Genomic DNA, 12,209 nt, shown 5'->3' on the forward strand with positions numbered 1-12,209 from the left:
AGTTGCTCATTCCTTCTCCACGGAGCGATCAGTCTTCGATCCGCTCCAGCCCTTCCGCTTCGGCATGGTGGTCCGCCATACCCGCCCATTCACCGGCAGCAAGCGCCAGCGCGGCAGCGGTGCTTGTCGTGAAAGGCGCAAGCTCCGCGCAGACGACATCGACCTCGTCCCACGCCGCGCGCTCCAGTTGTTCCACCACCGTCAGCAGACGACCCAGCGGGCCTGCGCGATGCAGAATGGCCTCGCGGATCGTGCGTGACATCGTGAGCGCGTCGAGCGTACTTTCCAGCGTGCCGCCGAACACCGCATCGACGAACGAGAACACGCCCACGAGAAACGCGGCATCCGCCACGTCGCGGCCTGCTTCGGGCAACTGGCCGACCGCCAGCTCCATGAAGCGCGCGCGCGTGGCCGCGAGTTGCAGCAGCGGATCGTCTTCGAGCGAGACCTTGCGACCGTCGGCGTAGAGCAGCAGCTGGGTCCAGCGTGCAATACGATTCGTTCCCGTGGCGTTGATGGCCTCGCGCAGCGTCGTGACCTTGTGACCCAGGCCGAATGCGCTCGAATTGGCAAGGCGCATCAGATGCATGACGAGCACCGGGTTCAGCTTCAACTCGGCTTCGAGCTGCGCCACCGTCGGGTCCGCGGACAGCAGTTTCAACAGGTTGAGCAGCGCGTGGCGCGGCGCGCTAGGCCGACGCGTGCTCGATGCATGCGGCAGCGCGAAAAAGTAGCCCTGGAAGCGGTCGAAGCCAAGGTCGCGCGCCAGTTCGAAGTCGGCCTGCGAATCCACGCCGAGCGCAATGAGCAGCTTGCCCGCGGACTTCAGCACGCTCGCGAATTTCGGCAACAGCGCGCGCGAAATGTGGCGCAGGTCGATCTTGACCGCCTCGGCGTAGGGCAAGAGCTTCGCAAGCGTTTCGTCAGCCTGCGTCACCCCATCCAGCACGAAGCGATAGCGGCGCGCGTGCAACGTGACGAGACGCGCGATGAGTTCGCTGTCCACTTCGATGTCGGGCGCGAGTTCGAACGTGAAGCGCTCGGGCGGAATACGCTGCACGAGTTCGTCGAGGAGCACAGCGCGCGTTGCGTCGACATAACCCGCGTGGCCGGCAAGCGCACCGCGCACGTCGCGATGCGTGAGCGCCTCGATGAAGGCCGCCGCCGCACGCCGTTCGCGGCGGGCGAGACGCAGCTCGGGAGTGTCGTCGTCGTCATCGCTGTCGCTGTCGTCATGCTCGGGCGCGACGATGCGGTTTTTGAACTCGAACGCGCAGAGCATGCCGTCGCGATCGAGTATGGGCTGACGCGCGAACGTCACCTCGTAGCCGCCGTGCTGCCTGCTCGATTCTTCACCCGTCTCGGCCGCTGCTCCTGCGGCTGCTCTCATCGTCATTGCGGTCCCCCGAAAGGCGCGCGGCGCCTCGACTTCTTGCGTGAGTTTTGTGGTGGTGTGTGCGGCTTTTTAGTGTCTTGCGGCGCTTACGTGTTTGCTTCGATGCAGTGTGGCGCCGCGTGCGTACGGGCGACGTGTGAATCGTTTGCGAGCCGCGAAAACAAGGTCAAATTCTATCCTGGCGAGGTGGGTGGTGGCAGCGGAGGGCCGGTAATTTCAGCCTGTTTTGCGGCGTGGTTTTGCGCGCTTTGCGTGCCTTCGATTGGCTTACGTTTGCGCGAAAACATCACGACGTTACGTTCGGGATTACGGCATGGTTGGGGGAAGGTTGAGGGTGGGGATGGGTCTTTGCAGAGGGTATGGAAAGGGAGGCGATGGTTTCGGGGAGGTGGCGTGGTGGAATATCCTCGTGCGGCCATGATGCGTCGCTCGCCTTGGGCAGGAGTTCGACATTCGGGTGTCGGCTATTGACTAGCTACCGGTCGTCCGTACCCGGATGGCACATCTAGCATCGTCGGCAATGGCAGTATTATTTGGTGACACGTCTACAGCAGGCCGCCTTCTGAAGTTCTCGCGACATGTCATGCCGGCGTGAGAACGGCATAGACAACGCCGACCGAGAGATTAAATGCTCATAGATCTAGACGAATTGGTATCGGAGTGCCCGGATCCGCGTTCGAGGAAATATATCCGCGAGGCGGTGCAATGCTATAAAGCGGGGGCCTATCGATCAGCAGTGGTTTCGTGCTGGATAGCCGTCGCCTTCGACCTAGTAGACAAGATTCGCGAGCTGGCTGCGTCGGGCGATGCGATGGCCCAAGAAGCGATATCGAAATTCGACCGTGCTCGACAGGATGGGGATGTAAGGGCGGCGCTGACTTTTGAGAAGGACCTATTGACGGTGGCCCGTGACAGGTTTGAATTCATTTCCCCCATCGAATATATCGACCTAGAGCGCCTCGTCGATGACCGCAACAGATGTGCGCACCCGTCACATGTGTCCGATATGGAAGTCTTCGAAGCCTCTCCCGAACTCGCCCGATTACATATTGTCAACGCCACCCGCTACGTGCTTTCCCAACCTGCGGCCCAGGGAAAGCAGGCACTGGCCCGTCTCCAGACGGAACTGGATTCGAATTTTTTTCCAGCCAAGCGCAAAGACATGGTCGTGTTTCTGCGTGCTGGACCACTGGCAAAACCGAGAGAGTCGCTGATTCGAAACTATCTGAGCATTTTGCTAAAACGCCTACTGAAGGAGGTTGACTCCGATTTTGAACGGCGATTACGGGCGACAAACGCACTTTTCGCGGTCGCGGAATTACATCCTGAGCCGTGGAAGCGTCTAGTACGCGAGCTATTGAGCAACGTGATACCTACGCTTCAGGACGATGCACGACTCGCTAAGGCAGTGAGCTTTCTTGGAGCAAAGCGCGGTGCCGAGCTTTGGGCGTACGTCGGCGTGGCAGATCGCCTTCGTCTGATGACGTTCGTGGAAAATCTACCCACTGATTTTCTTGACGATATAGATGACCTCCTCAAGGAAGAGACCTTACCGCTATACGCTTCAGCATTGTCAAGGGTGCGGCATGCGACGGCCGAGGAACTGTTAAACCAAATGTGGTTCGATACGCCGGCACCAGTGATCGATCGCTTAATTGTTCTTTATCGAACAGTTAATAATTTTGCAGAAGCAAATGAATTCGCGAAGAAGCTGAGGTATCCGCTTATGGACTCCGCGCAGCCCGAAAAACATTTGAGCCAGATGATACAAGTTGCGGTCAAAAACAATCAGGTGAGACACAGCAATCAATATCCAGTCTTGCTGCAAGAGTTTGCCGATAATAAGTCCATAGAGCGTGAACGCGTTAAGCAGCTACTCCGCGACGCGGGGATCGAGGACATTGTTGACCAGCTTTGAGCTGCAATAACCCGCGCTTAATCGCTAGTTCAGCTTTCGATTTACCAAAGTGAGCGGCCGTTGGCCTTTGCAAGCAGTCGTTAGGCAGACCGTAAGTCGAAAGACCGCTTCGAGTCGTTAAGCATCTCCCCCAAAAAGAAGCCGGCCGCCTCCCGCGGCCGTCCTCCCTGCCAAACAACCCGCAAGCCCCCCTACTTCACCACCACCTTCACATCAAAATACTTCCCCGCCAGCCGGTCGATCGTCCCATCCGCCTTCAGTTCCTTGAGCGCTCCGTTCAGCGCGTCCTTGAGCGCCTTGTCACCCTTGCGCACGCCGAAGCCCACGCCGGCGCCCAGCAGTTTTTCGTCGCTCACGGGCGGCCCCGCGAACTCGAAGCCGGCGCCTTGCGGACGCTTGAGGAAGCCCTTCGATGCCGCCTCCGCGTCCTGGAACGATGCATCCAGCCGGCCCGCCGCGAGGTCGGCGTAGATCTGGTCCTGCGTCTGGTAAGGCACCACGTCCACGCCCGCGGGCGCCCAGCGCGCCTTCGCGTAGGTCTCCTGGATCGTGCCTTGCAGCACGCCCACGTGCTTGCCCTTCAGCGACGCGGCCGTGGGCTGCAGGCCGCTGCCCTTCTTCGCGATCATCTGGTTGGGGATGGTGTAGATGGGGTCCGTGAAGTCGATCGCCTGGCGCCGCTGGTCGGTGATCGTCATGTCCGAATTGATCGCGTTGAACTTGCGTGCCTCGAGTGCCGGGATCAGGCCGTCGAACGAATTCTCGACCCACACGCACTTCGCCTTCAGCTTCGCGCACACGGCGTTGCCGACGTCGACGTCGAAGCCTTGCAGAGCGCCCGCCGGCGTCTTCGATTCGAACGGCGCGTACGACGCCTCCAGGCCGAAGCGGATTTCCTTGATGTCGGCGGCCATCGCGCCGCTCGTTGCCACGGCCGCTGCGCCGAACAGCGCGCAGGCGGCCATACTCTTCCAGTTCAATTTCGAGTTCGATTTCATGAAGCAGCCCTTTGCGGGATCAATGGATACGAAAACACAAACGGTTCGTGCGGCCGGAATCGGCGCGAGTTGATATCGGCCAATTCCGGTGGCGCAGCATCGCAACGACAAAATGTCCGCTCAAATACGGCACGCCGTTGTGATGCGCCGCAACAGCGGCGAGCGCGTGATTCTACAGATGCGCGGCACGCATCAGCGCTCACGCCAGCAAAGGCGACGGCGTGAAGTTCGCCTCTATCCGTCACATGCCGCGCTTCGAAACATGTGAGCGCTGTCCGACGAAGATGCAATTTCGCGTCGCGCTCAGGCAAGGCGTCATGCGCTTTGCGCCGCACGATTCGCGTGAGCGCGAACGCGGTCCGTCAAAGTCCAGCCGTGGAAATCGAGCAGCAGAAGTAGAACCGAAGAAGACGAAGCCGACGAAGCCCGTCGGCTCAGCGCAACGACGCCAGCGTCTCGCGCGTCGTATCGACCACGAGCAACCCCGCGCGCAGTCCCGGTTTCACGGTGGGATTCGGAAACACGATGCGCTCCTCGTCGTGGCGCACCGCATAGTGATAGTCGCCGTCGCGCGCGAGCAGCGTGCCTTTTTCGAACGGCGTGAAGTTGGGCACGTCGGGCGCGAGGAACAGTTCGAATGCGTCGCTTTGCTTCGTGATCTGGTCGATCACGGTGAAGACGCGCGGCAACGCCGCCGAGCCATCGCCGCTCGCTCCGCTCACCAGCCGTCGCAACGCGAAGTCCGCGCCCGCGAAGCGCGTGAGGTCGTTCGCGCCGAAGGGCTGCACCTTGCCGAGTTCCAGCGTGCACGCTATCGCCCCGCAATGCTCGGCCGTGTAGTGCGAATACGTGGTGCCCTTCGCCGTGTGAATGAGCACGGCTGCAATGCGCGCATCGGCGAGCCATTCGAACATCGTGCGCGTGGGCGGCGTGCCCGTGTACGGCAGCAGCGCGAACTGCTCGAATACCGAGGCGCGTATCGCCGTGTGCATGTCGATGTGCCAGCGCGCGCCCGGCGTGGCGGACGGGGCAGGCGCATCTTCGAAGAAGCGGCTCGCGGCACGTTCGAGCGCGGCGGCGCGCGGCGCTTCGCGGCTGCCTGCGAGCTGCGCGTGCCGTCCGCTGAAGAGCCGGTTGAGATCGTCGTCGAGATAGCGGCACGAGGCGCGCATGGCCGCGATGTTGCCGAGCACGACGAGCAGGCGACACGCCAGCGCGGCACGTCCGCGCGCGATGTCGCCGACGAAGCGCGCCAGCAGTTCGATGGGCGCAGTCTCGTCGCCATGCACGCCCGCCGAGGCGACGATGCTTCGCATGCCGGTGGCAACGGCGTCGGCGGGTTCGAGTTGCAGCACGCCTTCGTCATGCCAGCGCCAGCGCACGCCATGCGCGGTGAAGCCCTGCGTTTCATGCGCTGCGAGACGTCGTCCCGCCAGCGTAAAGCCCAGGAAGTCCCGAAGCATCTCGGCCGACGTGCCCACGTGCGTGCTCAAGTGACCTCTCCCGTCCGACTCAACGCTGGAAGTCATACAGCGAACCGAGGCCCAGAATCTGCGTGAGTTCGTCGAGCGCCGTGCGCGATTCCACGAGCAGATGCGGGTCGGCCAGATCCGTGGGCGCAAGCCGGTCGCGATAGTGCCGTTCGATCCACGCATCGAGCCGTCCGAACAGCGCGTCGTCGATCCACACGCCCGGTGCCACGGCTGCGCGCTCCGCTTCGTTGAGCACCACGCGCAGCCGCAGGCACGCGGGGCCGCCGCCGTTCTTCATGCTCTCGCGCAGATCGAAAACGAGCACGTCGTCGATGGGACCGTTGCCTGCGGCGAGGCCGTCCAGGTACGCGGCCACGCGCGCATTCTCGCGGCACTCCTGCGGCACGACGAGCACCTGGCGGCCGTCCGCACGCGTGAGCAACTGGCTGTTGAACAGATACGACGACACGGCGTCTTCCACGCTCACCGCGGCCTCGGGCACCTCGATCACCTCGAACGGCGCAGCGAGTTTCGCGAGCTTTGCGCGCAGCGTGTCGTACACCTGCTGCTGTTCGACGAACGCGCGCTGATGGCAGAACAGCGTATGGCGATTGCCCACGGCGATCACGTCGTTGTGGAATACGCCCGCGTCGATCACGTCCGGGTTCTGTTGAGCGAAAACGGTGGCGTCCTCATCGAGCCCGTGGCGATGCGCAACCGCGCGGCTCGCCTCGAAGCTCTGACGCGCCGGGTAACGCTTCGGCTCGCGCTCGCGACGGTATTCGCTGCGTCCGTACACGAAGAATTCGACGCCGCGCGCGCCGTATTCCGCGCAAAAACGCGTGTGGTTCGCCGCGCCCTCGTCGCCCAGTGCGGGCGTGCCCGGCAGCGCGTCGTGCACTTCGAAATGCGCCGGGTCCGCAAAAATGGTGCGCAGCGTGCGGCGCGTGGCCTCGTGTTCGATCGCGCGATGCAGCTTGCTGCACAGGTTCGCGGGCGTGAAGTGCACGCGGCCGTCGTGCGTGTCGGCGGACGGGCTCACCGTCGCCGCGTTGGCGGTCCACATTGCCGAGGCCGAGCTTGCGGCCGCGAGCAGTTCGGGCGCGTCTTTTGCGGCGCGCGCCATCATCGCGGCCTCGTTGCCCGAGAAGCCCAGCTCGCGCAGCAGACGCACGGAGGGCCGCTCCTGCGGCGGCAAGACGCCCTGCTGAAAGCCGAGATCCGCGAGCTGCTTCATCTTGCGCAGACCCTGCTTCGCGGCGGCCTTCGGATTGGCCACGGACTTCTCGTTGTTCTTCGACGCCACGTTGCCGAACGAGAGCCCGGCGTAGTTGTGCGTAGGGCCGACGAGTCCGTCGAAATTCGCTTCAAAGGCTTGCATCGCGTCGATCCTCAGAAATGAAGGCCCGGCGAGACGCTCGCGGGCATGTGCAGCTCGGCGCTTTCCACTGACGCCATGGGGTAGGCGCAGTAGTCCGCCGCGTAATACGCACTGGGCTGGTGGTTGCCGGAGCGGCCCGTGCCGCCGAACGGCGCGGCGCTCGATGCCCCGTTGGTGGGCCGGTTCCAGTTGACGATGCCCGCGCGGATCTGGCTGCGAAAGCGCGCCCAGAGCGCTTCGTCGTCGGCGAGCAGGCCGGCCGAGAGACCGTAGGCGGTATCGTTGGCGCGCTCCATCGCTTCGTCGAACGTCGCGTAGCGCACGATCTGCGCGAGCGGGCCGAAGTGCTCTTCGTCGGGCAGGTCGCTCACGTTCGTCACGTCGAGCATCGCGGGGCTCACGAAGCCGAGCGACGGGTCGCGCTGTTCCATCTTCAGCAGCGCCGTGGCGCCGTGCGCGAGCAGGTGCGACTGCGCCTGCACGAGCTGCGCCGCGGCGCGCGCCGAAATCACGGCACCCATGAACGGCTGCGGGTCGGCGTCGTATTCGTCCACCGCGATACGCGAGGTCACGTCGCGCAAGCGCTCGATGAAGCGGTCGCCGAACGCATCGCGCGGCACGAGAATGCGGCGCGCGCAGGTACAGCGCTGCCCCGCCGACAGAAACGCGGACTGGATCGTGTGATGCACGGCCGCGTCGAGATCGGCCACGGGCGCCACCACGAGCGGATTGTTGCCGCCCATCTCCAGTGCGAGCACGATCTCGGGCCGTCCGCCGAACTGGCGATGCAGCAGCGTGCCCGTGTTCGAACTGCCCGTGAAGAACAGGCCGTCGATCTGCCGGTGATGGGCGAGCGCCACGCCCGTGTCCTTCTCGCCTTGCACGAGGTTGAGCACGCCCGCGGGCAGGCCCGCCGCCTGCCACACTTCGACCGTGGCCCGCGCCACGTCGGGCGCGAGTTCGGACGGCTTGAACACCACCGTGTTGCCCGCGATCAGCGCCGGCACGATGTGCCCGTTCGGCAAATGGCCCGGAAAGTTGTACGGACCGAACACGGCCACGACGCCATGCGGACGATGCCGCAGCACCGCGACACCGTCGGCCATGGCCGTGCGCTTTTCGCCGGTGCGCTCGTTATAGGCCTGAATCGAGATCTCGACCTTGGCCGCCATCGACGCCACTTCCGTGCGCGCTTCCCACAGCGGCTTGCCGGTCTCGCGGCCGATCGCCTCGGCAAGCGCTTCCTTGCGTTCGTTGATGAGCGCGGCGAAGCGGCGCACGATCGCGCAGCGTTCGTCGAGCGTCGTGTGCGACCACGCGGCGAACGCGCGACGTGCGCTGCCCACGGCATAGTCCACGTCTTCGGCCGATGCGCTGCGGCCTTCCCACACGGTGCGGCCCGTGCCGGGGTTGCGCGAGGCGAAGGCGGGTCCGCTGGCGGGGGCCCATTCGCCGTCGATGAAAAGCTCGTTCATGGTCATTCCTGTTTCTGTTTGAGCGGCAGCACGCGCACGGGGTCGCCCGCGGCGACGCGCAGCGCGGCGGCTTCGTCGGGCGAGAGGCGGAACACGCCGTGCTCCACGACACCCGGCGCTATGCCCACGCGAAAGTCGGCAAGCGACGTGTTCGATACCAGCGAGCGCGCTTTTGTCGCCGCGTTCGAAGGCTCATGTGCCGCGCCGATCTCCACCGGCACGACCACGCTTTCGCGCACCGTGCGCAGGTCCGCGATATGGCATTCCAGCACCGGGCCGGCATCGAAGATATCGACGTGGTTTTCGTAGCGCAGCCCTTCGGCTTCCAGCATGCGGCGCGCGGGCAGCGTATCGCTATGCGTGAGGCCCACGGCCTGCTGCGCGTCTTCCGGCAGCAGTTCGACGTAGACGGGATAGCGCGGCATCAGCTCCGCCAGAAACGACTTGCGGCCGTGCGAACTCAGATAGTCCGCGGCGTTGAAGTCGATCTGGTAGAAGTGCGAGCCCACCGCGCGCCAGAACGGCGAGATACCGTCCGCATCGAAATGGCCGCGCAGTTCGGCGCAGATGCGTTGCGGAAAGCGCTCGCGAAACTGCGCGATGAACATGAAGCGCGAGCGCGAGAGCAGCCCGCCCACGCCGCTCGTGCGATAGCGCGGCGAGAGGAACAGCGAGCAGACTTCGGCGTAGCCCGTGAGGTCGTGCGAGATGTTGAGCGCGCGCATACGCGTCCAGATGCCGAGGTCCTGGCTCGCATGCACCACCGTGCTCACGCGATAGTTGTAGAACGGCTGCTGCAGGCCCACGGCGGTTTCGATGCCGCAGACGCCCGCCACGTCGCCCGTGGCCGTGTCTTCCATCACGAAGAAATAGCCCTTCTCGTAGGGCTCGGCGCGCTCTTCCATGGTGCGGCGAGCGCGATCGATGCGCGCCGCGAGCGCCTCGCGGTCCGGCTTGAAGGTGGTGAGGCCCGGCCCCGTTTCCTGGGCGAGCGCGACGAGCGCATCCACATCGCCCGTCTGCACGACGCGAACGACGATCATGGTGCGTCTCCCATCGGTTCGTCCCCGGTTGGGTAGGGGCCGTTGTCTTGTGTGTCTCGTGCTTCTTGCGCTTCTTCGTTGCGATGCAGGCGCACGCAGCGCACGGTGTCGCCGGCCTGCACGCCGAGTGCCGCGCGCGCGGCGGCACTCAGCGGTGCGCCGGCCTCGCTGCGGTGGCGGCTCGTGCAGGCGTCATCGTGACGTTGGCTCGTGTGGTCGTGAGCTTGCACAGGCAGTTCGGCCAGCACGCAGCGGAAGTCGCCTGCACGGTTGCTGGCGACGAGGTACGCGGCCGTGCTCGCCGCTTCGCCGCCTGCCGCATTGCTCGCCGCTTCGCCGCCCTCTTCCCGCACCACGCGCGTTTCGTTGCTGCGCACCGACGCCGTGCGATCCACCTGCGCCGTGAGCACCGGGCCCGCGTCGAAGATGTCGACGAAGCGGTCCGTCTCGAAGCCCTCTTCCAGATGGATCTCCCACGCGAGCAGCGCCTTCTCGTCGGGCTCGCCCAGCACGCGCTGCGCCGCTTCGGGCAACAGCGGCACATAGAGCGGATAGCTCGGCATCACTTCCGCGATGAAGGTGCGGCTGCGTCCGCCCGAGGCCACTTCGATCTCGCGGAAGTCGCGGCCGAAGAACTTGCGGCCCACGGCTTCCCAGAACGGCGACACGCCCGACTCGTCGGTCACGCCGAGCAGCAGCGAGAAGACCTCGGGCGTGAAGCGCTTGCGGTTCGCCGCGATGTACATCATGCGGGCGCGCGACATCAGATGCGCCGCCGCCGTGGCCCGCAGCGACGGGTCGATATAGAAGCCCGCCAGCCGGCTCCGGCCCGTCAGTTCGTGCGACATGGTGAGCGCGTGAATCTTGCGGTTCACGTGCAGTTCGCGCGACGCGTGAATGAGCGCGTCGTTGCGAAACGCGTAGAACGGCTCGGCGTACCCCGCCGCCGCCACGATGCTCGCCGTGCCGAGCAGCCTTCCCGTCTCGCTGTCTTCGAGCACGAACAGGTAGAACTCTTCGCCGGGGAAATCGACGTCGGCGCGAAACGAGTCTTCGGAGAGCGCGATGCGCGCCTCCAGCGCCTGCCGGTCGTGCGGCAGCGAATGCAGCACCGGCTGCGCGGTGCGTGCCATGTGGGCGATCGCATCGAGATCGGCCAGGCGCGCGGGGCGTACGAATAGCATCGTCGTTCCAGTAGGGGGATGAATACGCTAAGCGCGTGTTCGTTGCGCGATTCAGCGCGCCGCGTCGGCCGCAACGCTCGCCTCGGCGCCGACCACGTCTTCAATGGCCTGTTCGATGCGCGCGAAGCCCTCGTTCAGGTCGTCCATCGGCATGATGAGCGACGGTGCGAAGCGCAGCACGTCGGGGCCGGCAATCAGCATCATCACGCCGCGCTTCGCCGCGGCGGTGAGGAAGTCTTTCGCGCGGCCGCGCCACGCGTCGGTCAATTCCGCACCGATCAGGAGGCCCTTGCCACGCACTTCGCGGAAGATGCCAAAGCGTTCGTTGAGCGCCGCGAGCTTCGCGCGAATGGCTTCGCCGCGCGCGTTCACGCCGGCCAGCACGGCGGGGTCGCTCACGAGTTCCACGACCTTTTCCGCGATGGCGGCGCCGAGCGGATTGCCGCCGTACGTCGTGCCGTGCACGCCCACCTTGAAGTGCGCGGCGAGTTCGTTCGTCGTCAGCATCGCGCCGATCGGAAAGCCGTTGCCGAGCGCCTTCGCCGTCGTGAGGATGTCGGGCGTCACGTCCGTGCCCTGATACGCGTAGAAGTGGCCCGTGCGGCCCACGCCCGTTTGTACCTCGTCAAAAATCAGCACGGCGCCGTGCGCGTCGCACAGCTCGCGCAGCGTGCGCAGGAACGCCGGGTCCGCGGGAATCACGCCGCCCTCGCCCTGCACGGGCTCCACGATCACGGCGCACGTCTTCGCGCCGATCGCCGCTTTCGCCGCTTCGATGTCGTTGTACGGCAGATGGCGGATGCCCTCGGGCACGGGGCCGAAGCCTTCCGAATACTTGGGCTGGCCGCCCACGCTCACGGTGAAGAACGTGCGGCCATGAAACGACTGCGTGAAGGAAACGATCTCGTACTTGTCGGCGCCGAAGCGGTCGAACGCGACGCGGCGCGCAAGCTTGAGCGCCGCCTCGTTCGCTTCCGCGCCGGAGTTCGCGAAGAACGCGCGGTCGGCGAAGGTCAGCGCTTCCAGACGCTTCGCGAGGCGCAACACGGGTTCGTTGGTGTAGCCGTTGCCGATGTGCCAGAGCTTGCCGCCCTGCTCGCGCAGCACGTCGAGCAGCGCCGGATGCGCGTGGCCCAACGCCGTGACCGCGATGCCGCCTGCGAAGTCGATGTAGTCGCGACCTTCGGTGTCCCACACGCGCGAGCCCTGGCCGCGATCCGGCACGAAAGCCGCGGGAGAGAACACGGGCACCATCACTTCGTCGAAGGTCTGTCGGGTCACTGTCAGGTCGTTCATGGCCAATCCTGTGGGAAGTCGCGCGAGGCGCTGATGAAAGTAGTGT

Annotated in this window: 9 protein-coding genes; 1 reads left to right on the plus strand and 8 read right to left on the minus strand. The window is 64.9% G+C overall.

The features are described from left to right. Window positions 1-28: 28 nt before the first annotated feature. Complete coding sequence (locus tag U0042_RS12505; protein WP_419150512.1) at window positions 29-1,396, minus strand: EAL and HDOD domain-containing protein; 1,368 nt, start codon at window positions 1,394-1,396, stop codon at window positions 29-31. A gap of 628 nt (window positions 1,397-2,024) precedes the next feature. On the opposite strand from U0042_RS12505, the gene U0042_RS12510 reads away from it, so the two are divergent. Further along, window positions 2,025-3,314: a hypothetical protein gene (locus tag U0042_RS12510; RefSeq protein WP_114811045.1), complete on the plus strand. Its 1,290-nt coding sequence runs from the start codon at window positions 2,025-2,027 to the stop codon at window positions 3,312-3,314. A gap of 191 nt (window positions 3,315-3,505) precedes the next feature. On the opposite strand, the gene U0042_RS12515 is transcribed toward U0042_RS12510, so the two are convergent. The 7 genes from U0042_RS12515 to U0042_RS12545 all read right to left on the minus strand — a co-directional run bounded on the left by U0042_RS12515 (window position 3,506) and on the right by U0042_RS12545 (window position 12,163). Next, window positions 3,506-4,312 (minus strand): ABC transporter substrate-binding protein, encoded by an 807-nt coding sequence (locus U0042_RS12515; RefSeq protein ID WP_114811046.1) that lies wholly within the window; start codon window positions 4,310-4,312, stop codon window positions 3,506-3,508. 434 nt (window positions 4,313-4,746) lie between these two features. Then, entirely contained in the window at window positions 4,747-5,841 is a 1,095-nt protein-coding gene (gene astE / locus U0042_RS12520; RefSeq protein WP_419150513.1) for a succinylglutamate desuccinylase, read from the minus strand. Next, the gene (gene astB / locus U0042_RS12525) at window positions 5,825-7,165 is read right to left on the minus strand and encodes an N-succinylarginine dihydrolase (protein ID WP_114811047.1); all 1,341 of its coding nucleotides are present in this window, start codon (window positions 7,163-7,165) and stop codon (window positions 5,825-5,827) included. Before astB ends, astE begins: the two co-directional genes overlap by 17 nt. Window positions 7,166-7,176: 11 nt before the next feature. Beyond that, window positions 7,177-8,640: a succinylglutamate-semialdehyde dehydrogenase gene (astD, locus tag U0042_RS12530; RefSeq protein ID WP_114811048.1), complete on the minus strand. Its 1,464-nt coding sequence runs from the start codon at window positions 8,638-8,640 to the stop codon at window positions 7,177-7,179. A gap of 2 nt (window positions 8,641-8,642) precedes the next feature. Then, window positions 8,643-9,683 (minus strand): arginine N-succinyltransferase, encoded by a 1,041-nt coding sequence (gene astA, locus U0042_RS12535; protein ID WP_114811049.1) that lies wholly within the window; start codon window positions 9,681-9,683, stop codon window positions 8,643-8,645. Beyond that, the gene (gene aruF / locus U0042_RS12540; protein ID WP_114811050.1) at window positions 9,680-10,867 is read right to left on the minus strand and encodes an arginine/ornithine succinyltransferase subunit alpha; all 1,188 of its coding nucleotides are present in this window, start codon (window positions 10,865-10,867) and stop codon (window positions 9,680-9,682) included. The genes astA and aruF overlap by 4 nt, the downstream gene beginning before the upstream one ends. 51 nt (window positions 10,868-10,918) lie before the next feature. After that, entirely contained in the window at window positions 10,919-12,163 is a 1,245-nt protein-coding gene (locus U0042_RS12545) for an aspartate aminotransferase family protein (protein WP_114811051.1), read from the minus strand. Between the last annotated feature and the right edge of the window lie 46 nt (window positions 12,164-12,209).

Source organism: Paraburkholderia kururiensis (assembly GCF_034424375.1).
Classification (GTDB): domain Bacteria; phylum Pseudomonadota; class Gammaproteobacteria; order Burkholderiales; family Burkholderiaceae; genus Paraburkholderia; species Paraburkholderia kururiensis_A.

What these genes read in the sequence shown, in the direction of transcription:
- U0042_RS12505 (WP_419150512.1), bottom strand. Translation starts at nt 1,396, where the DNA reads ATGACGATGAGAGCAGCCGCAGGAGCAGCGGCCGAGACGGGTGAAGAA.
- U0042_RS12510 (WP_114811045.1), top strand. Translation starts at nt 2,025, where the DNA reads ATGCTCATAGATCTAGACGAATTGGTATCGGAGTGCCCGGATCCGCGT.
- U0042_RS12515 (WP_114811046.1), bottom strand. Translation starts at nt 4,312, where the DNA reads ATGAAATCGAACTCGAAATTGAACTGGAAGAGTATGGCCGCCTGCGCG.
- astE (WP_419150513.1), bottom strand. Translation starts at nt 5,841, where the DNA reads ATGACTTCCAGCGTTGAGTCGGACGGGAGAGGTCACTTGAGCACGCAC.
- astB (WP_114811047.1), bottom strand. Translation starts at nt 7,165, where the DNA reads ATGCAAGCCTTTGAAGCGAATTTCGACGGACTCGTCGGCCCTACGCAC.
- astD (WP_114811048.1), bottom strand. Translation starts at nt 8,640, where the DNA reads ATGAACGAGCTTTTCATCGACGGCGAATGGGCCCCCGCCAGCGGACCC.
- astA (WP_114811049.1), bottom strand. Translation starts at nt 9,683, where the DNA reads ATGATCGTCGTTCGCGTCGTGCAGACGGGCGATGTGGATGCGCTCGTC.
- aruF (WP_114811050.1), bottom strand. Translation starts at nt 10,867, where the DNA reads ATGCTATTCGTACGCCCCGCGCGCCTGGCCGATCTCGATGCGATCGCC.
- U0042_RS12545 (WP_114811051.1), bottom strand. Translation starts at nt 12,163, where the DNA reads ATGAACGACCTGACAGTGACCCGACAGACCTTCGACGAAGTGATGGTG.